At 56.3% G+C, this 19,530-nt stretch carries 23 protein-coding genes; 4 read left to right on the top strand and 19 right to left on the bottom strand.

From position 1 onward, the window contains the following. Positions 1–23: 23 nt before the first annotated feature. Together WCX19_RS04015 and WCX19_RS04020 are read right to left on the bottom strand one after the other, a co-directional pair. Positions 24–1,511, bottom strand: a complete 1,488-nt coding sequence (locus tag WCX19_RS04015) for an MFS transporter (protein WP_373005371.1) — start codon at positions 1,509–1,511, stop codon at positions 24–26. Positions 1,512–1,569: 58 nt separating this feature from the next. Continuing rightward, on the bottom strand, positions 1,570–3,636 hold the full coding sequence (locus WCX19_RS04020) for a M13 family metallopeptidase (protein WP_373005374.1): 2,067 nt from the start codon (positions 3,634–3,636) through the stop codon (positions 1,570–1,572). A gap of 135 nt (positions 3,637–3,771) precedes the next feature. Between WCX19_RS04020 and WCX19_RS04025 the strand changes: the two genes are divergently transcribed. Continuing rightward, on the top strand, positions 3,772–3,978 hold the full coding sequence (locus WCX19_RS04025; RefSeq protein ID WP_373005377.1) for a hypothetical protein: 207 nt from the start codon (positions 3,772–3,774) through the stop codon (positions 3,976–3,978). A 41-nt stretch (positions 3,979–4,019) separates the two neighbouring features. Here the strand turns inward: WCX19_RS04025 and WCX19_RS04030 are convergent, their stop codons facing one another. The 14 genes from WCX19_RS04030 to modA form a co-directional block, all read right to left on the bottom strand. Then, on the bottom strand, positions 4,020–5,189 hold the full coding sequence (locus WCX19_RS04030; RefSeq protein ID WP_373005380.1) for a TIGR04083 family peptide-modifying radical SAM enzyme: 1,170 nt from the start codon (positions 5,187–5,189) through the stop codon (positions 4,020–4,022). Between the two features lie 128 nt (positions 5,190–5,317). Then, complete coding sequence (locus tag WCX19_RS04035; protein WP_373005384.1) at positions 5,318–5,656, bottom strand: cupin domain-containing protein; 339 nt, start codon at positions 5,654–5,656, stop codon at positions 5,318–5,320. A 63-nt stretch (positions 5,657–5,719) separates the two neighbouring features. After that, complete coding sequence (locus WCX19_RS04040) at positions 5,720–6,067, bottom strand: hypothetical protein (protein ID WP_373005386.1); 348 nt, start codon at positions 6,065–6,067, stop codon at positions 5,720–5,722. Between the two features lie 47 nt (positions 6,068–6,114). Next, on the bottom strand, positions 6,115–6,996 hold the full coding sequence (locus WCX19_RS04045) for an Mrp/NBP35 family ATP-binding protein (RefSeq protein ID WP_373005388.1): 882 nt from the start codon (positions 6,994–6,996) through the stop codon (positions 6,115–6,117). A gap of 45 nt (positions 6,997–7,041) precedes the next feature. After that, positions 7,042–8,637, bottom strand: a complete 1,596-nt coding sequence (atwA, locus tag WCX19_RS04050) for a methyl coenzyme M reductase system, component A2 (protein ID WP_373005618.1) — start codon at positions 8,635–8,637, stop codon at positions 7,042–7,044. Between the two features lie 23 nt (positions 8,638–8,660). Then, entirely contained in the window at positions 8,661–8,807 is a 147-nt protein-coding gene (locus tag WCX19_RS04055; protein ID WP_373005390.1) for a DUF5320 family protein, read from the bottom strand. A gap of 176 nt (positions 8,808–8,983) precedes the next feature. After that, positions 8,984–9,700 carry a DUF169 domain-containing protein gene (locus WCX19_RS04060; protein ID WP_373005392.1) on the bottom strand — a complete coding sequence of 239 codons (717 nt, stop codon included), beginning with the start codon at positions 9,698–9,700 and terminating at the stop codon, positions 8,984–8,986. 94 nt (positions 9,701–9,794) lie between these two features. Beyond that, positions 9,795–10,175 carry a DUF134 domain-containing protein gene (locus tag WCX19_RS04065; RefSeq protein WP_373005394.1) on the bottom strand — a complete coding sequence of 127 codons (381 nt, stop codon included), beginning with the start codon at positions 10,173–10,175 and terminating at the stop codon, positions 9,795–9,797. Then, a complete protein-coding gene (locus WCX19_RS04070; RefSeq protein WP_373005396.1) occupies positions 10,172–10,531 on the bottom strand; it encodes a hypothetical protein in 360 nt (119 codons plus the stop codon). The genes WCX19_RS04065 and WCX19_RS04070 overlap by 4 nt, the downstream gene beginning before the upstream one ends. 94 nt (positions 10,532–10,625) lie before the next feature. After that, positions 10,626–11,708, bottom strand: a complete 1,083-nt coding sequence (locus tag WCX19_RS04075) for a sensor histidine kinase (RefSeq protein WP_373005398.1) — start codon at positions 11,706–11,708, stop codon at positions 10,626–10,628. Positions 11,709–11,832: 124 nt separating this feature from the next. After that, a complete protein-coding gene (locus WCX19_RS04080; protein ID WP_373005400.1) occupies positions 11,833–12,900 on the bottom strand; it encodes an ATP-binding cassette domain-containing protein in 1,068 nt (355 codons plus the stop codon). A 5-nt stretch (positions 12,901–12,905) separates the two neighbouring features. Continuing rightward, on the bottom strand, positions 12,906–13,679 hold the full coding sequence (locus WCX19_RS04085; RefSeq protein WP_373005402.1) for an ABC transporter permease: 774 nt from the start codon (positions 13,677–13,679) through the stop codon (positions 12,906–12,908). Positions 13,680–13,699: 20 nt separating this feature from the next. Further along, positions 13,700–14,206, bottom strand: a complete 507-nt coding sequence (tsaA, locus tag WCX19_RS04090) for a tRNA (N6-threonylcarbamoyladenosine(37)-N6)-methyltransferase TrmO (RefSeq protein ID WP_373005404.1) — start codon at positions 14,204–14,206, stop codon at positions 13,700–13,702. Between the two features lie 26 nt (positions 14,207–14,232). Continuing rightward, positions 14,233–15,075: a molybdate ABC transporter substrate-binding protein gene (gene modA / locus WCX19_RS04095; RefSeq protein WP_373005406.1), complete on the bottom strand. Its 843-nt coding sequence runs from the start codon at positions 15,073–15,075 to the stop codon at positions 14,233–14,235. Positions 15,076–15,299: 224 nt separating this feature from the next. On the opposite strand from modA, the gene hgcC reads away from it, so the two are divergent. After that, positions 15,300–15,590: an HgcAB-associated protein HgcC gene (hgcC, locus tag WCX19_RS04100; protein ID WP_373005408.1), complete on the top strand. Its 291-nt coding sequence runs from the start codon at positions 15,300–15,302 to the stop codon at positions 15,588–15,590. A 154-nt stretch (positions 15,591–15,744) separates the two neighbouring features. Continuing rightward, positions 15,745–16,410: a cytochrome c biogenesis CcdA family protein gene (locus WCX19_RS04105; protein ID WP_373005410.1), complete on the top strand. Its 666-nt coding sequence runs from the start codon at positions 15,745–15,747 to the stop codon at positions 16,408–16,410. A 124-nt stretch (positions 16,411–16,534) separates the two neighbouring features. On the opposite strand, the gene WCX19_RS04110 is transcribed toward WCX19_RS04105, so the two are convergent. After that, positions 16,535–16,762 (bottom strand): hypothetical protein, encoded by a 228-nt coding sequence (locus tag WCX19_RS04110; RefSeq protein ID WP_373005412.1) that lies wholly within the window; start codon positions 16,760–16,762, stop codon positions 16,535–16,537. A gap of 138 nt (positions 16,763–16,900) precedes the next feature. On the opposite strand from WCX19_RS04110, the gene WCX19_RS04115 reads away from it, so the two are divergent. Further along, positions 16,901–17,752, top strand: coding sequence for an MBL fold metallo-hydrolase (locus WCX19_RS04115; RefSeq protein ID WP_373005414.1), 852 nt, complete (start codon positions 16,901–16,903; stop codon positions 17,750–17,752). Positions 17,753–17,772: 20 nt separating this feature from the next. On the opposite strand, the gene WCX19_RS04120 is transcribed toward WCX19_RS04115, so the two are convergent. Together WCX19_RS04120 and WCX19_RS04125 are read right to left on the bottom strand one after the other, a co-directional pair. After that, a complete protein-coding gene (locus tag WCX19_RS04120) occupies positions 17,773–18,063 on the bottom strand; it encodes a DUF4405 domain-containing protein (protein WP_373005416.1) in 291 nt (96 codons plus the stop codon). 65 nt (positions 18,064–18,128) lie between these two features. Beyond that, positions 18,129–19,391: an APC family permease gene (locus WCX19_RS04125; RefSeq protein ID WP_373005418.1), complete on the bottom strand. Its 1,263-nt coding sequence runs from the start codon at positions 19,389–19,391 to the stop codon at positions 18,129–18,131. Positions 19,392–19,530 lie beyond the last annotated feature (139 nt).

The raw sequence follows: 19,530 nt of genomic DNA on the forward strand, positions 1-19,530 counted from the left end.
CTTTAAAAAAAGAGAATGGCGACTTAGAGCACATCCACGGCCGGGGTCTCCCCTTCCTCGGCATAGTCCGGGTGGATCTCCACTTTTACCACGAGGGCAATGATCAGGATCACGATGCCCAGCACGAGCGAGAGGACGAATGCGAGATCGAAACCGGCGGAGAGCACCTGTACCTGGATATCGGCCGGGGATTTTGAGGTTACATCGTAATTCTTGGCGATCCGGATGACCCCCTCGATGAGGAGCAGGTTGAAGATCGCAATCCCGATCGTGAGGGGGGCGGTCCTCTCAAGGCTGGTCAGGCTCGAGATCATCCCCGCCTTTGTCTTTGAAACCGCCATCATGATCATGGTCGTCGCCGGGGTGACGATCAGGCCGAGCCCGAAACCGATCAGGGCGAGACTTCCGACCACAAAGCCGGTGGAGGTATAGACATGCAGCTGTGTCATCATGTAGTAGCCGACGATCAGGGGAATGCATGCGAGGATACAGAGCCAGCGCGCCCCCACCCGGTTGAAGGTCACGCCCGCAATGAGACCCGCGACCATCATCGCAAACGAGAGCGAGGTCATGATCAGCCCGGCGGTTGACGTGTCGTAACTGTGGACATATTCCAGGTAGAAGGGCAGGAGGTAGTTGATCCCGGAGAAACTTAAGAAAACCAGGCAGAGGAGCAGGTTGGTCAGGAAAAAGTTCCGGTTCTTAAACAGCCGGATGTCGAGGAGCGGATCGGCAACCCCGAGTTCCTGCCGGACAAACCAGGCAAGGGTTACGACCGCGAGAACGGTCGTGCACAGGATAATGGGGGACGTCCAGCCCATGGACTCCCCTTCCGAGACGACAAAGACGAGCGACGCAAGGCCGACAAACGCGAGCCCGGCGCCCAGCCTGTCAAACCCGCCGTGGCCCGGCACCGGCTGCGACGCCGGGATGACCTTTGCCCCGAGGAGGATCGCGAAGATCCCGACCGGCACGTTGATGAAGAAGATCCAGTGCCAGGAAAGGTACTGGGTCAGGATACCGCCGATGGTCGGGCCTATCGCTGTCCCGAGCGCCGCAAAGAGCATGATGATGCTCATCGCCTTTCCTTTCTGCTCCATGGGAATGTAGGTGCTGATCATGGCAGCGGCAACCGACATGATCATCGCCCCGCCCACGGCTTGGAACATCCGGGATACTACGAGCGAGGGGAACCCGAGAACAATCTCCGGCAGGATCCCGCAGAAGAGCGATCCGAGCGTGAAAATGGCAAAGCCGGAAAGGAAGATCTTCTTGTACCCGATCGTATCCGAGATCTTCCCGAAGACGAGCAGGCAGCCCACCATCACCAGCAGGTAGGACGTCGCAACCCAGCTCACGGTGGTCGTCGAGATCTTGAACGATTCGGAGATCGTCGGGAGTGCGATGTTGACAATCGTGCCGTCAAGGCTTGCCATGAATGTTGCAAGCGAGATGGAGAGGATGAGGAGGCCAAAGCCCTTCTTGTTGCTGCCGCTGTCCGGAGTTTCCATTTGTTGAAATGGTAGGTGAAAGCAGATGAGGATTGCGGCGGATCTTCTCCTAAAAAAGTTACCAGATGACCGGTCGCTCGCTCGCATTCCGGTACAGGGCATCGCCGGGCCGGACCTCCGGGAAGGCTTCATAGAATTCCGGAATATTAAAGACGACACCGTCCACCCGGTATTTGGTATCGGAATGGGGATCGGTATACACCCAGGTGCGCCGTGCGTCATCCCTCGCATTCTCCCTCCATGTCTGTGCGGCCGAGAAGAAGAACTCCCGGTCTGCCGTATGGTTGGATGCCGCTATCCCCGGCGACTGGGTCGCTGTCTCCTTCCACGCATGGTAGGAGAGCGTCAGGCCGCCGAAATCCGCGATGTTTTCCCCGAGCGTGAGGTTGCCGTTGCTGTAGAGCCCGGGGAGGACTTCAAAGTTGTTGTACTCGGTCACGATCAGGTGGGTACGGTTGTTGAAGTTTACCGCATCCTCTGCCGTCCACCAGTCTTTTAAGTTCCCGTCCTTGTCGTACTGCCGGCCCTGGTCGTCAAAGCCGTGCGTCATCTCGTGGCCAATCACCCAGCCGAGAGCCCCGTAATTGTGTGCGGAGTCTGCATCCGGGTCAAAGAACGGCGGCTGGAGGATCGCAGCGGGGAACACGATCTCGTTTGTGGTCGGGTTATAATAGGCGTTTACCGTCTGCGGGGACATATACCAGACATTCGGGTCAACCGGCCTGCCGATCCGGGACAGGCCAGTGGGCCCGTAAATGAAGTTGTACGCCTGGACGGAACGGACATTACAGACATAGGAGTCCGAGAGGTTGAGACCGGCATAATCCATCCAGGTGTCAGGATACCCGATCTTCTCCCGCATCGCCGCCAGTTTTTCATGGGCCGCAACCTTCGTGGAATTGCCCATCCACGTCAGGTTAGAGATCCTCTCGTCAAGGGTCTGCCGGAGGGAAACAAACATGGCCGATACCATCTCCCGGGTCCGGGGATCGACATATGCAGCGACATATGCCTTGCCCACGGCATCGCTTAAGAGATCGCTCTCCGTTGTCTCGACACGCTTCCACCGGGGTTTCATCTCCTCCACGCCATTGAGCGTTGTGCTGTAGAACGCGAAGCTCTCCTCTTCGAAAGAGTGACTGAGGTACGGGGATGCGCCATTGATCAGCTGGTACTTCAGGTAGACCTTCCAGTCAGCAAGGGGGGCAGTCTGGAGCAGGGTATTGAGCTCTTTTACGTACCTTGGCTGGTGGATATTTACCTGGCTTGTCGGCCCGGATCCCGGGAGGGAAACGAGTTTTTCCCATCCGATCGCGGGATACTGTTCTTCCAGTTCGGCGGGAGTATAGAGGTTGGTGGTATTGGTGGGATCGCGGTTTTCCTCTGTACTGTAATGAGACCCGGCAAGCATCGTTTCCATGGCATAGACGGTACTTGCATCAGCCGTAGCATTTTCTACAGTCTCGCCCGAAAGCTCGAATATCCGGGCGATGTGACGCCGGTACGCGTCCTGGATCTCAATGCTCTGGTTGTCCGTTCTCAGGTAATAGTCCCGGTCCGGCATCCCAAGCCCGCCCTGTTCGAGGCCCGGGACCATCTCGCTGCTGTTCCTGGGATTGTTCTCTGCATAATACAAGTACACCGGGCTGTCCCCGTGTGCGAGGAGCGTGATCGTGGCATTGGTCAGATCGCTTCGTGAATCGATCGCGTCGATCATCGTGAGATCGTCGGACAGCCCCTGGAGTCCTTCACGGTCGATCGTCGCGTTATCCATTCCCGACCGGTAGAACTGCCCGATAAGGGTGATATTCCGGTCTGCACTAACGGGGGTTGTGTTTGACGCGTTTAAGAGGAGGGCATGGAGATCATCGTCTACGGTGTCGCCCAGTTCGGAGAATGTCGAGTAACTTTTTTTGTCGGCCGGAACTGGGTGCTTTTCAAGCCATGCATCGTTCACGTAGGCATAAAAATCGTCACCCGGCCGGACAGACGGGTTCAGGACAAACCCGGTGTCCGGTGCCGGTGTGGCGGCAGCCGTGAGGTTTGTCCCGGTACCTGCGGGACTCGTACACCCGGCCGATACCAGACAGAGGATCACGATCAGGATCAATATCACGCGTTTCACAGTGCATACGTGTCTTTTTTACCGGTGAATAAGGGTAATGGCCGAGCTGGCACCTGATACACTCCACTCCAGTTCCCCGCCTCATGGTTCGGTACCTGCCGGTGCGTTCTCCGTGTCCCGGTTGCGAAAATAACCGTGCAAAACACCCGGAATTCCTACACGAGAAGAAAGCGTATATCCCGGCATGAAGAGAACAACAATAAGTGGCACATACCACAAAAGAACGAAAAGGAAGTGATCACTACGTCAAAGAAGAATAACAAGGTTGCAGCAGCCGCGAAGAATGCGCCGGTTGCAAAGTCTGCGACCGCAAGCAAGAACTCCAGCGCGAAGAGCGCGTAAAATCCCCTCATATTTTTCTTTTTTATCCGTTGTTTCTTGTATCACCGCATCGCATTCTTCCGCATCAGCGCCATCACGCCGGGCTTTGCAGGTTTCACGGGTTTTTGCACGGGCGTCATCCCGAATCCCCCCATCTCCATCTGCGGCGCATCGAACATCTCCTTGTTAAGCCGTCCGCCGATTTCATCGAAGATCCGGGCATAAGCGACACAGTGCGGGTCGACCCCCTCGATCCTTCCCGGTGTCGGGGCCATCGCGTTGTAGGGACACCCGCCCCGGCAGTATTTGATGTGTTTGCACTTCCCGCACGCCGTATCCACGTAGTCCTTAAACGCGAGCATCAGTTTTCCCGCCGGCGACGCCATCAGGTTTTCGAGGGTCGGGTTGTCGGCCACGTTCCCCATCACGTACTCCGGCATCCCCACGAATCGGTAGCAGGGGTAGATGCTGCCGTCGGGTCCGATGGCAAACGTGCTCCCCATGCAGTCTACGTACGTGCAGACGCTCCCCCGCCGGGTGAACACGCACCGGCAGAGGTCGTTGATGTTCATCACCTCGATCTCGCCCATGTGGTCGAGCGCCTGGTCGAGGAGATACACCAGCAGATCGCCATACTCCGCCGGCTCAAGCGCCCACTCCTTCGGGTTCTCCGACCGGAGCGACGGCAGGGCCGGGTGCAGTTTCAGGGTAAAACCCTTGTCGAGGAAGAATCGGAAGATCTCCTCCTTCTTCTTCACCGACTTGTTCGTGAAGGTGCAGATGAACCGCACGTCGAGGCCGTGGGCCTTTGCAATCTCATAGCCCCGCATACACTTCTCGTAATAACCGTCCCCCCGCTGCGAATCCGTGATCGCCTCGGGTCCGTCGATACTCGACCCGATGGGCACGTGGTACGCCGCGAGCACATCCGCGATCTCCGGCGTCATCCGCCAGAGGTTCGTCTGCATTGCAAACTCCGGGTGCATCCGGGCGAGCCCTTCCGCGAGCATCGGCAGTACCTTACGGTAGAAGTCCGCCCCTGCAAGCAGCGGCTCCCCGCCGTGAAACGTGAACGTGACCCGTTCCCTGTCGACTCCTTTGAGCCATTCCACGATCTCCGCCACAGTCTCCGGCTTCATCACGGGCGAGCCCTCTTCCGAGCTCCAGCAGTACTTGCACCTGCCGGGGCAGCCCAGCGTCGGGATGATCATCACGTGGAACGGGTTTTTCATTAACTTTTTTTCCGTTCGTCAGAGTATAATTGTTGTTATTCTGCCCAGGCCGTGCGGTTCAGCAGAAAAAATGCACTGCTAAAAAGAGAGAATCGTCCGATGGCCGGATATGCCGGTTCATCAGTGTATCAGAGCAGTTTTGTCTCTTCCACCGGTTTTGGCACCTTTACGACCAGCACCCGGAACACCGATAAGCTCTCGTTTGTCCAGCGGTGGGGAACCCGTGCCGGGCTCTCGACCAGCATGTCTTTTCCGACGGTCTGCTTCTCGTCGCCAATCTCAACAATGCCCGTACCCTCAAGTACGTAAAAAAACACATCGACCGGTGTGATATGTTTCTTTAATGATTCGCCCGGCTGGAGCGTGATGACAACCGCCATTGCATGCGGGGTGTCATAGATCTTCCGTGCATCGACGTGATGCGGGTTTGGTCCCGATACTACTTTTGATACATCTGTGATTTTCATGACAATTTCCTCACTTCAGGTATGTTCCTCATGCGAGCAGGTGGTACATAATGGTATCCTCTTCTATTGGGATACCCCGGGATTTACTGAACAGCGCACCCGTGCGCAGGTCTGATCCATCCTATCCGGGATACCGGTCCTGGTGAGGTCTTTTCGTTTGATGAGATACCGGCATTTCGGGGGATCCGAGGGCCCGGCCCCTTTCACGTGCTCGATCCTGATCACCCGGTAGGAAAACCGGCCGAACGTGCCAAATTCCAGTCGTCTCAAAAATCCTGAGACGGTGTTGCACTGGTACCGTGTCAGGTCGAAACGGTCCCGGAGTTCCTGCACCGTGATCCACTGCTCATCCGCTTCCTGTTCCTGCATGAACTGTTCCAGCAGTTCCGGGATTCTAGGATATTTTCTCATGGTAATGTGGAGTCTTCTCTATAGTTGGCTGTGATCCCGGGTGTCGGTCATTCTTTTTGATCGGACTCGATCTGCGCCACGAGGTTCTCCATGACCTCGTCCACGGCTTTTGCGGTCGGCGAACCTGCGTGCCGGAGAATAAACGGCCGCCCCTCGTCGCCGGCCTTTACCATCTCCGGGTCAAGGGGAATCGCGCCAAGATAGGGGACGCCGAGGTCCTCTGCCGCCTTCTTCCCGCCCCCGACGCTGAAGAGGTTGATGATGTCGCCGCAGTGGGGACAGACCATCCCGCTCATGTTCTCGATAACCCCGATGACCGGCAGTTCCAGTTTCTCAATGAACTTTGCCGCTTTCATGGCATCCATGACCGCGACATCCTGCGGCGTCGTCACGATCACGGCTCCCCGCACGTTCGGGGCCAGCTGGGCGATTGTGAGCGCCTCGTCGCCGGTGCCGGGTGGCAGGTCGACGACAAGATAATCAAGCGCTCCCCAGTTCACTTCCGCGAGGAACTGCTGGATTGCCCCCATCTTCATCGGGCCGCGCCAGACCACCGGGGTGCTCGTATCCGGCAACAGGAATGCCATAGACATGACCGCAAGGTTCCCGGTCACGTGCACGGGCTCGATGCATTTTGCAAGGACCGTCGGCCGCTGGTCTTCGATCCCGAGCATTTTGGGGATGTTGGGGCCGTGGAAATCGAGATCGAGCAGGCCGACCTTTTTCCCGTGGTTGGCGAGGGCATAGGCAAGGTTCACCGAGACGGTGGATTTTCCCACGCCTCCCTTCCCGCTCAAAACGAGGATGACGTGTTTCACATCGATCTTTGCTTTTGGCGGCAGCCCTTTTGGGGCGCTGTGCGGTTGTGCGGAGGCACAGGAGGAACAATTCTCATCGCATTTTTCGATAGTGTGTGGGTCTGGTGTCATGATCGTTTGAGTCCCTAATATCTCGAATCTTTGAAATTTTCACTCTCAATCGCTCTTCTCGTCGTCGGTAACCTGCGTAAGGATCCCGGCAGTTTTCCCGGTCTGGATAATCTTCCCGCCGCGCATCAGGGCGACCCGGTCGCAGATGTCCCGCACGAAGTCCATGTCGTGCGAGACCACGATGAAGGTCTCGTCCATCTCGTCGCGGGCATGTAAGATTGAATGTTTCACGTCCTGCTTGGTGATCGGGTCCATGGTGCCGGTCGGCTCGTCGAGGATCACGAGCCGGGGTTCCTTGATGAGCACCTGTGCGAGCGCGACCCGGTGCCGCTCGCCGTCCGAGAGCTCGCCCGGGAGCCGGGGGAGGATCTCCCGTGATTTCTCTTCGGTAAAACCTGCCATCCGAAGAGTGATAACCGCTTTTCGGACTGCCAGTTCCTTCGGGAATTCAAGGCCGATGGAATCGGTCAGGTTGTCGATGACCGTCCGGTGGGGGTAGAGATCGTATTCCTGGTGGAGGAGGCCGATATACTCCTTGGCCCGGCCCCGCTCTTCGATACCGGGTTTTGTCATATCGACCCAGTCCTCACCGATCCGGACGTTCATCTCCCCGCTCGTGGGTTCGATAATGCCGGCAATGATCTGGGAGAGCGTGGTCTTGCCCGCCCCGCTCTTTCCGATAATCCCGAAGATCTCCTTTCTTGCCACATCGAACGTCACCATGTTCACCGCTTTTACCACGCCCCGGTCGACCGAGATATAGCGTTTGGAGACATCCCGGGCCGAGAGGATCGTTTCACCGAGAGCAGGCGGTGCCGATTCTTCGATCTCATGGTAGTCTTTTGCAAAAGACCGGATCACATCCTTTGGGGAACCGATGGAGGCAATCTCCCCGTTGACGAGCAGCATCGCCCGGTTGGCCATCTCCTCAATCACGCTCGAGAAGTGCGAGGTAACGACCATTCCCATCGTGTTTTTCTTTGCCGCATCGATAAGCATCTCGTGGACAAGGTGTGCGGTCTCCGGGTCGAGCGTGCCGGTCGGTTCGTCGGCAAAGAGCATCGCCGGGTTCTTTGCGAGCTGCCGGGCAAGCACCACCCGCTGCTTCTCTCCGCCCGACAGGTCGCGGGCGATATGCATCATCCGGTGCGAGAGCCGGACCTGGTCGATCAGGTCGGCGGCCCGGTTGATGGCCTGATCCTGAGGATAGTTGATATCGTCGAGGGCATGCAGCACGTTCTCGATCACCCGGTCGTCGCCGTACAGGGCGAACGTGCGCTGGAACATGATCGCGGTCCGGTTCATGACCCGGGACTTCATCCCGTTGCTTTTCTCGTCCCAGAGGTCGACATCCACCGCGACCAGGTCCCCGCCACACTCCGGGCACCGGCCCCCGGCCCGGCTCTGCACATCCATGAAGGTGCAGCGGTTGCAGGCGGCCATGTGGTAGACGATCGAGCCCTTGGTCGGCGCTTGTTCGACGCCCCGGAGAAGGTGCATCAGGACGCTTTTTCCCGCGCCGCTCCGGCCGATGACTCCCATAATCTCCCCTTCCGGGATCTCAAACGATACGTTGTTTAAGACCCTCGTATCGTCGAAGTCCATGCAGAGGTCGTTCACGCTGATGAATGGTTGTGGCATCATCTCATCTTCTCGGATACGGTTCATTCCCCGGGAGTCTCGTTCCGGACCGGGGCTTTTTTCTTCTCTGCATTTTGTGTGCAGTCATCAGTACCTTTCTTACAGACCCCGCGTCCCCGGCCGATTACCCTTCCTCGTTTCAGCGGCCCGGTCCCGTCATAGTTCGGCATAAAAAATCCTCACAATCTCTCTGCCGGGATTATTACACATATGAGCATAAAGATTTAAGGATCAAGTACTAAAAAAGGAATTACGCGGGAGGAAGATCCGCACGTGCATCTCCCGGTTGCCACATGGCACCGGCACGCCGGTTTTCCCTCTTCCGCCATGATCGCGTATCAGATTCTTATTTTGAACCGGCTGCACCGATCACGATCTTCAGTGCGGCAGTAATCTCGGGAAGCATCTCGGCCGGGAAGCCCATCACCATCTCGTCATCGGTAATTCCGGAGAACTTTCTCGATCCGTCACAACCGAGCGAGAAGTTCGGCCGCCCGGTAAGATAGGTCTGCGTTGTCGCATCCGAACAGACCGACTGGATGCCGGAGAACTCTGCATAGATCCTCCCGCCGAGCCTGAAAAGCGTGCTCTGGGCGAGCTTGAGCATGTTCCGGGGCGTTGTTATGATCAGGATAACCTGCGGGGTAAACGGTGTCTTCTCTAAGGGGGCATAGAGCGTGGCATACGTCTCGCCCGGGCCCAGATGCGTGACCTTCTCGATGGTCCGTTTGCAGGCGGCTGCACTGTCAAATTTTCCCAGCTTGAAGTAAAATTCGCCGTTCTTTAAGGTTGGCGTTATCTCCTTGAGACCCAGCGACCATGCGCCGCCGTTGCATTCATGCTTGTCGGCAGGCGCGTAGAAGATCTTTCCCTCAGTCCGGGCCAGGTTAACCATAGTACAGTGCCGGATGGTCTTGTCGAGTTCCGCCATCCCGGCCGGGATATCCTCTTTGGATGGGGCGAATCTGATGGCTACCGGCGATCCTTTCAGGCCCAGTATTGATTTCAGCGCTTCTGCTGCCTCAGCATAATTCACGGGTATTTTCATCGGTTCGTTACTCATAATCGTTGCCTCGCATTCCCACGTTCGGGGGTAATTACCCATATGAGCGAAAACACTTAAAGATGATGGAACTGCCAAAAAAGCCAGGAAAAAATCAGGGGATTTTGCGGGGGCACTTCGGGCACCGGCCTTCCGCTGCCTTCTGGCAGCCGGCAATCTCGATTCCTTTCCCGTTTACCAGCGCATCAGCGATCTTGCGGCGGGCCTCGTGCAGGTCCCGCCATGCGGTCTTGCGGGAGACCCCGAGTTTTTCTGCCGCTTCCTCCTGTTCCAGTCCCTCCAGATCGACAAGCCGGATGAGTTCGATCTCCTCGGGCTGGAGCGAGATCACAATGCCGTCTTCGTGCGGACAACAGCGCGGTTCGTAGCAGCGTGAATCAGTCCCGCTTTCAATAATACGGCGGATTCGGGGCCTGCCACGGCGGTGGCATTCTGGTATACCGGTGATCCCGTCCGGTTCCATAGGAGTCGTCATTTAATTATTCTCCCCTGCCGGGATTTAACTGTAGTACCGGAAACATTCCGGAGGTCCGGCATTTTCCCGGCACATCCTCTTCTTTGCACTGGTCTCTCCCGGATCAGGTAGCGCCGGATGATCCGATGGTACGGCTGGTCAACTGTAACGTTTTCAATCCGTGCAACGGTATACCGGTAGGGGACTGACGGGTTATTGTGGAGCCGTTGTAAAAATCCGGCAATTGCATGGGCCGAGGATTTGTCCAGAGACATCCTGGTACGGAACTCCTGCACAGTGATCCAGTGCTCAGCGTCATCGCATTCGCTCATGAACTGTTCCAGCAGGTCCGGGAAAAAAGGTGGTGCAATCTTCATAAAATCCACCTCCGTATGGTGACTTTCGTACCGTTCCGGTGTTATATTACCCATATGCGCAAAAATACTTAAAACCCGATCACTGGCCGTCCGGTCAGGCCCCAGCCGGGGTGGGCTTTCCCCCGCGGTAGCAGCCTTCCGGTATCAGGATCATAAAGAGCACGCCGCCACCGAACAGCCCGCATTCCGTTATCGAGAGCCCGGTGATCGAGAGGATCTCCCGTGTCAAAAACAGCCCGAGACCGGTATTTTTCCCGAATCCCTTCTCGAATATCCTGACCTTATCCTTTGCCGGGACTCCTGCCCCGTCATCCTTGTATGTAAGGACAAGACCGGTTTTGCGTTTCTCGGAATTGATAGTAATATGCCGGACATGCTCCCCGTGCCGGAGTGAGTTGTCGACAAGGTTCTCAAATACTTTTTCGAGGAGCGGGTCTGCGTATACTTCGAGATCGCCGGTAAGAACCGAAAGATGCACACCGGTATGTTCCAGGACCGGTGCAATACGGGATACCAGCTGCGTCACGTTCTGCCACTGCGGGGCATTGACCCCGATCTCCTCGTAATTCTTCGTAAACTCGATCTGGCGCAGGATGTTGTTTGCCACGATCTCTTCCTTATCGATCGTGTCTTTTAGTCCGGGGTCCTGATCCGTCATTTTTAAAAGTTCGATATACATGAGCAGCGCCGTGAGCTGGTTCTTGATGTCGTGCCGCGTGATACTGGAGAGCAGGTTTAACTTTTTATTCGCGGTAAGGAGTGCCTTCTGCGAGGCATCGAGCTGGACGTTCATCTCTTTTACCTCATGGTTCTGCACCAGCACCTGGTCCCGGTACCGGTTCATCTGCTCCACAACTGTCCCGACGACAACTGCCACGACAAGGAGCATCAGGGCGCGGAGCAGCGCATCGAACGGGAAGGTTGTGGCCGCAAGCCAGCTCACGGCGATGTGAAGACCCCCGAAGAAGAGGGCAACGCCGATTGCCTTTCTCCCGTACCAGAGCCCGGCAACAACCACGATCAGGTAATAAAAATGCGTGTACACGACAGGGATGCCATACCGGTAATGCACGAACCCTTCAAGGAAAATACCGGTAAGGATGAGAAGGATGAATACGGGGAGTTTGAGCTGTGCCGGAGTGGTGTACCAGGACCCTGTCGTAGCGCTGTCGTTCAATGCATCATCCTCTTAAAAAAAATTGCCTCAAATTTATGGGACATATGCGCTATATATGTCTCGCGAAACGGTCACAAGGCACATGAAAAGAGGGAGGGTACTGAGCCCGGACCCGGGTCCGGCCCTATTTCCCATTGACCGGAATCACGTGGACCGCCGAAGCCTTGAATGTCGCATACACCCGGCTGTCCGGGGCAATTTCCAGTTCCCGGCAGCTCTCCCGGGTGAGAAGGGCCACGAGGGGAAAGCCTACGTCGATAACGATCTTAATCGTGCTTCCCGAGGGCACGAGTTCGGTCACGGTCCCGGGCAGGCAGTTCCTCGCGCTTGAAGCAAACGGGGCTTTTGATACGATCACATCCTCCGCGTGCAGGGTTGCGACCACGTCCCCTTCGTCCCCTGATGCGGCAACGATACTAACGCCGCCCTCCGCTCCAATCTCAATAAGACTCCCGGCCCTGCGTGCAACGCCTTTGATCAGGTTCCCGATCCCGAGAAATTCTGCGACGAAGGTATCTTTCGGGTGCCAGAACACTTCGGCAGGTTCCCCCACCTGCACGATCGTCCCGTTATTCATGATCGCGACCCGGTCGGCAAGCGCGAACACGTCCTCGAAATGGTGGGTGATCTGGATCACGGTCGTGCCCGTGAGCCGGTGGATCCTCGCCAGTTCCTTTCTCATGCGCTCGCGCATGGCAGAGTCCAGCGCATTCATCGGTTCGTCCAGCAGGAGGACCCGGGGTTCTAAGATCAGCGCCCGGGCAAGGGCCACCCGCTGCTGCTCGCCCCCGCTGAGCGTGACCGGGTACCGGGAGAGCAGGTGAGGAATGCCAAGCAGGCCGGCGGTTTTTTCAACGGCCTCGCGGATGCGTTCGCGCGCCATCTTTTTCTGCCGCAGGCCAAACCCGATGTTTTCTTCAACCGTCAGGTGGGGAAAGAGCATGTAGTCCTGGTATACGACCCCGATGTTCCTCTCCCGGGGTTCTGCGTGCGTGATATCCTCGCCGTCCCAGCAGATCGTTCCCATGTCCGGTGTATGGATGCCGGCGATCGTTTCCAGCACGATCGTTTTTCCCGCACCGGTCGGCCCGAGGATCACGAAATACTCCCCCTCTTTTACGTCAAAGGAGATGTCGTGCAGGGAGAATGCCCCGAGCGTTTTTGAGACCGATTCAACGTGCAGCGCCATCATCCCTCCTAGAACACGTGTGCCTCATCGGAAAAGTGTTCGACAACAAAGAGTGCGAAAAGCGAGATCAGGATCAGGATCACCGAGGCTGCAACGGCCATGTCGAGGTCCCCGGCCGATATGTTGAGGTAAAGCGCCATGGGCAGCGTCTCGGTGCGCATCATGGTCGCGCCGGCAAGCATCAGGACCGCCCCGAACTCTCCCATGGATTTTGCCCACGTGATCGTCGTCCCCGCCACAAGGCCGGGCCGTGCGAGCGGGAGGGTCACCTGCAAAAACGCCCCGGTCTCCGTGCACCCGAGTGTCTTTGCCACGTTCTCGTACCGGGGGTTGACCGCAGTAAACGAGGATTTGAGGATCCGGATCATGTAGGGGAGGTTGACGAATACTTCCGCGACGATGATCCCAAGCGGCGTGAAGATGACTTCGAATCCCATGGATTCAAGCAGTCTTCCCCATGTTGTCGTTCCAAAGAATAGCAGAAGTGCGATACCGGCTACGAGTGGCGGCAGCGCGAGGGGGATCGTGAGGACGAGGCTGACAACCTTTTTCCCCGGGAACTCGTATCGTGCGAGTGCATAGGCCGCAGGAATGGCAAGGGCCACGCAGATGGCAGTCGAGATCGTGCTCGTGAGCAGGCTCAGCCCGATGGCAAACCGGATCTCGGGGCTGGCAAGGCTTGCCGCAAGCGCCGGCAGCGGCGGGTAGAGGACCAGCCCTACAAGGACTCCCGCGATGACAAGAAAGATACAAAACGTGAGGGCAAGGGAAAACCTGCGCATCGGTTGCCCCCTTTTACTGTTCACGCATGCCGTGCCGGTGTCCCGGCATGTTTGCAGGCCTGTGCCGATGACGCTTTGAGACGCCCGACATGCTCTTCTGAGACCCAGCCGGGATTTGCGTCCGGGATGCTGTCAAAGGCCGGGATGTACGGCTTGATGTCGAGGACGGGGGTTCCGTCAAGGAGATCGAGGCCGGTGACGTGGAGCGTCCCGCCATCGATCTTGTCAAGCGCCACGTAGGCGATCCCGATGGGATTTGGCCGGTTGAAATGCCGGGTGGCAAAGATCCCGTGCTGTGCGTTGCCATCGGTTAACGGCTGTTCGCGCAACGCCCGTTTCTGTGCCCGGTCAAAGTGGCAGAGAACGATAAGGTGCGAGAAGCCCTCCACGTCCTTGAGCCCCTCCACGTACTCCGGGTAGATCTCGATAGTCCCTTTAAAAGTGGAGAACCTGCTCTGGAACGGCGGTTCTCCGGGTGTGCAGAGCGGACAGTGGACGATCCCGATGGGTGTATATTCAACGTTCATGTGCGCGAGGCCTCACGGGTATCAGGTTACGGTGTGACATTCGCGTAGGTCGCGTTCGGGTACGTAACAAAGCCGTGCTTTGCGAAGATCGCTTTCCCGTCATCGGATGCGACAAAGCTGACAAACTGGTTTGCTGCATCCGTGTTCTTTGAGAACGTGGTCGCGCCGATCGGCGTGATCAAAACGACATTCTGGCTGAGCGGGATGGTGATCATGTCCATCGTTTTCGCATCGTACTGGTCGAGCGTGAGTACCGCTGCGTCGGCCTGGCCGGTCTGCATGATCACGGTGAGTTCGTTGATGGTTGGCGTGCGTGACACGACGTTCTTTTCAACGGCTGCACTGATGTTGAGGGCGGCAAACATTTTCGTGCTGGCTTTACCGATAGCCGTGGCATTGGCATCGCCAAGGGCGACCTTGAGACCGGGCTGTGCAAAGTCTGCAAGCGTCGTTATGTTCTTCGGGTTTCCTTTCTGGACCGCGATCACCGGTATATGGTAGGCGACGAGCTTGCTTTCATTGACAAGGCCCTGGCTTTTTGCGGTCTTGAATTCCGTGGTTGAACCCGGCATGAAGACGTCACCCTTTTTGGTGAGGTTCATCTGGGAGACGAGCGTCCCGGCCCCGCCGTAATTGTACTGAACGGCAATGCCGGTTTTTTCTGTGAAGAGCGGGCCGATCTCATCCAGCGGCGCCTTGAGCCCGGCGCCGGCGTACACAAGGATGCTTCCCTGCGATGCAGCAGGTGTGGTGACTGCGGCCGACTGGCCGGAACCTGTGGCTGACGAACTGGTCGATGTACATCCTGCTGCAACGAGCAGGCAGACGATCAGGATGGCAAGAATAGTTCCATGACGTAAATAGTTCATACTTCACATATGCGCGAAAACCAGTAATATAGGTAATGATTTGTGTTGCTGAAATCAAATAATTAAATTAATCTGTTTACCTGCTTGTTTTTCCCGGGCGCCTCGATAGATGAATCGGTATTTTCCGTTCTCCGGCAAGGTTTGTCTCTAACTTATCAGGAAAATCTGATTTTACTGGTAAAGTATATTTATCATAAGAATGCAGTCTCTATCCGGAAGCACCCATGATAAAAACACAGGAAATCCGGGTGGGCGGGAGCCTGGAAACCTCGGTATGTAAATGCGGCCCCGATGCAACGTGCAAACTGGAAGCGGTTTTATCGATCGATGAACGCGGCCAGATGATTCTCCCAAAAGACGTCCGGGAAAAAATTGGCATTAATACCGGCGATAAATTCGCCCTGATCAGCTGGGGAAAAAACGGGAAGATCTGCTGTCTTGCCCTTACAAAAGTCGAGAACCTGAATGATTCGCTCAAGGATCTTCTCGAACCGCTGCTCCCGGGCCAGAAGTAAGGAGAGGAACGGGAAATGAATTTGATCACATCCTTTTGTAACCGGTTTTGCAATGTATCAGGAATCCCATTTCATCTCTGTGACAGTTCCTGCCAGTCGATTTTGAGACTGCAAAAATTCTTTTCTGGTTTGTTCATCCGTACGGTGGGCTGATATGGCAGCCTTCGACCCGTCTCTTCTGGGGATCTTCATCTTCGGGCTGATTGCGGGGGTCTGTCCCTGTAACAGTGTACTGTGCCTTGGCCTGATCGGGTACCTGACAAGCGGGAATACGCAGTTGTCCTTTGGCACAATCCTCAAGCTTGTCGTGTCCTTTTGTATCGGTACGATTCTTGTGCTCCTGCCGCTGGGGATCATTGCAGGATTTATCGGGAAATATCTTTTATTTCTCAATAGCACCATCGCGTGGTTGATTGGCGGAATTCTCCTGATCGTGATGGGACTCCAACTACTCCATGTCTATAAACCGCCGATCCGGAGCATATTCAATTTTTTCCGGGTGCCGACATCCTACACGATAACCGGTGCATTCCTGCTCGGGCTTTCCTTTGGCGCGATCACGGTTGGCCGGGGAGCTCCCATGCTTATCATCGTGCTTACGTACATCGCACTTTACCAGACCATGTTCCAGGGATTTTTGACCATTCTGGTTTATGCAATCGGCCTCTCCATTCCCCTGATTGTGATCAGCTCCGTTGGTGGTGCAATTGGTAAGAAGATTAAGGAGAAAGCACGGGTGAGTGGCGATGCTGCCGACCGGATTATCGGGATTGTTATCATCGCGATTGGCGTGTATTTCCTGTACCTGGCATTTCACTGAATGTCAGCCGGGACCAGAAAATCCCCGTTTTTTCGTTGGGAATAGTACATTTCCCGGATACGGAGTTTCTGGACCGTGATCCGGTGTTTCGTGCCGGTAATTTATTTTAAAAAAAGATATGTAATCAGTGGCAGCGCGGCCCGTGTCCGCAGGGGTGGCTGGCGTTTTTAGCCTCCTCTTCGGACTGGCAGCAGCAGGTTTCACCGAATTTTTTAGGGGACGTGCAGGCTTCCCGGTGGCTGATCTCTCCTGTGGGCTCTTCGTGTTTCTCGCCGCAGGCGCAGGTGTGCTCGTCGATGCATCCCCGCCGGACGGGGGCTGATTTTTTAGTGCTGGTTATTGGTTCTGTCATGGTACCTCGCTGGAGTTGTTTTATTATAATTACTCATATGCGCATAAATCATTTAAACTCTCGTACCTTGACACAACCTGACCGGTTACCCCCACCTTAAACGAAAAGGCTAATTCTCCTTTCACCTGATATGTCACCATGACCTCCCGGCTCTCCCTCACCGTCCTTGTCGATAATACAACCCTCACGGATCGTGATTTCATGGGTGAGGCCGGGCTCTCGTTTTTCATCGAGACCGCTGAAAAGAAGATCCTGTTTGATACCGGTTTATCGGGGCTGTTTTTTACAAATGCGGAGAAGATGGGAATCAGCCTCAGGGATCTGGACTTTCTCATCCTCTCGCACGGACATATCGATCACACCGGAGGGCTTCCCGAACTCTCCCGGTACCTCGCCGGAGCAACACCGGAGGGGAAGCAGCCCCGGCTGCCCCGCCTCATCGCCCACCCCCGCTGCTTCTGGCCAAAAGAAAAAGATGGCGTGAACAACGGCTCGTCGATGAGTGAAGATGAGGCAAGACAACAGTTCCCGACAAGCCTGTCCGAAAAACCGGTCTGGATTACGGAGGACCTTGTGTTCCTTGGCGAGATACCACGGAGATTTGCATTCGAAAAGGGAGATCCGGGGAAGCGGACGATCCACACTCCTGGCGGGAACACAGAACCGGATTACCTGATCGATGACACCGCTCTCGCATTTCGTTCAGCGAAAGGGCTCGTCATCATCACCGGCTGCTCGCATGCCGGGATCTGCAACATAACCGAATATGCCCGGGAGGTCTGCGGGGAGAACCGGGTAGCGGATATTATCGGCGGGCTGCACCTCATTTCACCAAAGCCAAAACAGCTTGCAAAGACGGGGAAATACTTAAACCGCCTTCACCTGGACGCCCTGCATGCCTGCCATTGCACGTCGCTTCCGGCAAAGCTCGTCCTTGCGACCTATTGTCCCATGCAGGAAACAGGAGTGGGGACGAGGATTGAATGGTAGAACCCGGGTATCCTGCTTTCTTATTCTGCCGCGTCGGGTTCTTCGTCCGGTTTCGGGTACCTTTTTATATGCCGGAAAAATTTCACGTGCAGGATCAGGTGGAGGACGAGCAGGGCGGCAAAGGCAAAGCTTGCAATGTCATGCCAGAGGATCCAGTCATGCCGGGTGATCCCCATCCATGTGGTCCAGTTCCCACCCCTTCCGCTCCCCGAAGGCAGGAAGAAGTACAGTACAAGCCCGGTGATGAGCGACGGGATGAACGTGATCAGGCAGCCGATATCGACCAGTACATTAACAGTGACGCGTTTCATGATAGTTCCCTGTTGGTTGTCTGAGGGCATCCGGAATAATAAATGCGATGGGATGCGGCAGGGCATCAGGAAGTGGATTTCCTGCGGAGAATAAACCCGGCCCCCCCGATCGCAAGGCCGATGCAGCCGATGATCCACGATGCGGGACTGAGAAATACGATAAGCCCGGCACAGCTCAACGCCCCGACAACCGGTACAGCCTGATGATACCGCCGGTGTTCCCGGGGCAGACGGAGTGCGGCGATGTTGGCTATCAGGTAATACAGCAGCATGGCGAACGTGCTGACCGAGACGACCAGCGTGAGATCGGCGAGAAGGAGAGCGGCAACCATGCAGGCCCCGGTAACTGCGATGGCGTAGTGGGGTGTGCTGAACCGGGGATGGATCCTGCCAAATACGCCCGGCAGATCATTGCTGCGGGCCATGGAGAAGACAATCCGCGAGATACCCATGATTGTCGTCAGCAGCACGCTCGCCGTTGCAATCATCGCCCCCAGTGCGATCACCATCATCGCCCCGGAACTTCCTGTCATCCCGATTGCATCGGCGAGGGGCGAGCCGGAGTGTGCAAGGGCCGGTGCCCCGGCAAGGCCAACGGCGACAAGGCTCACAAGGAGGTAGACGGCCGTCGAGATGGCAAGCGCGAGGTAAATGGAACGGGGGACGGTTTTTTCCGGGTCTTTTACTTCCTCGGCCATGATAGTGACCCGGGCAAATCCCGTGTAGGCAAAAAAGATGAGGGCCGCTCCGCTGAGGATTCCCATCGATCCTTCCGGGGCAAAGGGAGTGAAGGTCCCCGGCCGGAGGAATCCCAGGCCGAACGCGACAAAGAACAAAAGAATCAGGATCTTTGCCATGACAAGGATGTTGTTAAAGAGGATCGACCCTTTCAGGCCCAGGTAATTGATGATGAGGAAGATCAGGCAGATTGCGACGGCGACGACTTTTACCGGGACCGGGGGAAAGAGCGCGACAAAGTAATGCGCAAACCCGAGGGAGACTGCCGCGCCGACAAAGACGTTGGAGAAGATCCAGATCCACCCGGCGATGAATCCCGCGAACGGGGAGATGAGTTTCTGTGCGTATGCATATGTCCCGCCTTCTTCTGGAAGACAGGCCCCCAGCTCGGCAATACTCATTGCCGAGAAGACCGCAATGACGCCGGCAATGATAATGGAGACGATCATCGCCGGCCCGGCAATCCCGGCGACAATGCCGGTGACAATAAAAATGCCGGAGCCGATGATCGCCCCGATGCCAAGCGCAGTCGCATCAAAAAGGCCGATCTCCCGTTTCAGGTGCCCGTGATCTGCCGGCTTTTGGGTCATAGGTTCCAGACAACAGACAATCACTGTTGTGCGGTATAGAGATTGCTAAAAAAAAGAGCAGACCCACATTCAGATTCTCCCGAGAGTTCGGGATGTGCCGGAATGCTGTCAGCCATTATAGTCAAGGGCAGTTTGTCCC

This window comes from Methanoregula sp. (assembly GCF_041663825.1).
Lineage (GTDB): Archaea > Halobacteriota > Methanomicrobia > Methanomicrobiales > Methanospirillaceae > Methanoregula.

Bases quoted from the DNA above. Each gene is read 5' to 3' on its own strand.
- WCX19_RS04030 (WP_373005380.1), bottom strand. From the start codon at position 5,189: ATGAAAAACCCGTTCCACGTGATGATCATCCCGACGCTGGGCTGCCCC.
- WCX19_RS04110 (WP_373005412.1), bottom strand. From the start codon at position 16,762: ATGACAGAACCAATAACCAGCACTAAAAAATCAGCCCCCGTCCGGCGG.
- WCX19_RS04105 (WP_373005410.1), top strand. From the start codon at position 15,745: ATGGCAGCCTTCGACCCGTCTCTTCTGGGGATCTTCATCTTCGGGCTG.
- modA (WP_373005406.1), bottom strand. From the start codon at position 15,075: ATGAACTATTTACGTCATGGAACTATTCTTGCCATCCTGATCGTCTGC.
- hgcC (WP_373005408.1), top strand. From the start codon at position 15,300: ATGATAAAAACACAGGAAATCCGGGTGGGCGGGAGCCTGGAAACCTCG.
- WCX19_RS04115 (WP_373005414.1), top strand. From the start codon at position 16,901: ATGACCTCCCGGCTCTCCCTCACCGTCCTTGTCGATAATACAACCCTC.
- WCX19_RS04070 (WP_373005396.1), bottom strand. From the start codon at position 10,531: ATGAAGATTGCACCACCTTTTTTCCCGGACCTGCTGGAACAGTTCATG.
- WCX19_RS04040 (WP_373005386.1), bottom strand. From the start codon at position 6,067: ATGAGAAAATATCCTAGAATCCCGGAACTGCTGGAACAGTTCATGCAG.
- WCX19_RS04080 (WP_373005400.1), bottom strand. From the start codon at position 12,900: ATGATGGCGCTGCACGTTGAATCGGTCTCAAAAACGCTCGGGGCATTC.
- WCX19_RS04015 (WP_373005371.1), bottom strand. From the start codon at position 1,511: ATGGAAACTCCGGACAGCGGCAGCAACAAGAAGGGCTTTGGCCTCCTC.
- WCX19_RS04035 (WP_373005384.1), bottom strand. From the start codon at position 5,656: ATGAAAATCACAGATGTATCAAAAGTAGTATCGGGACCAAACCCGCAT.
- tsaA (WP_373005404.1), bottom strand. From the start codon at position 14,206: ATGAACGTTGAATATACACCCATCGGGATCGTCCACTGTCCGCTCTGC.
- WCX19_RS04065 (WP_373005394.1), bottom strand. From the start codon at position 10,175: ATGACGACTCCTATGGAACCGGACGGGATCACCGGTATACCAGAATGC.
- atwA (WP_373005618.1), bottom strand. From the start codon at position 8,637: ATGCCACAACCATTCATCAGCGTGAACGACCTCTGCATGGACTTCGAC.
- WCX19_RS04125 (WP_373005418.1), bottom strand. From the start codon at position 19,391: ATGACCCAAAAGCCGGCAGATCACGGGCACCTGAAACGGGAGATCGGC.
- WCX19_RS04085 (WP_373005402.1), bottom strand. From the start codon at position 13,679: ATGCGCAGGTTTTCCCTTGCCCTCACGTTTTGTATCTTTCTTGTCATC.
- WCX19_RS04060 (WP_373005392.1), bottom strand. From the start codon at position 9,700: ATGAGTAACGAACCGATGAAAATACCCGTGAATTATGCTGAGGCAGCA.
- WCX19_RS04055 (WP_373005390.1), bottom strand. From the start codon at position 8,807: ATGCCGAACTATGACGGGACCGGGCCGCTGAAACGAGGAAGGGTAATC.
- WCX19_RS04045 (WP_373005388.1), bottom strand. From the start codon at position 6,996: ATGACACCAGACCCACACACTATCGAAAAATGCGATGAGAATTGTTCC.
- WCX19_RS04120 (WP_373005416.1), bottom strand. From the start codon at position 18,063: ATGAAACGCGTCACTGTTAATGTACTGGTCGATATCGGCTGCCTGATC.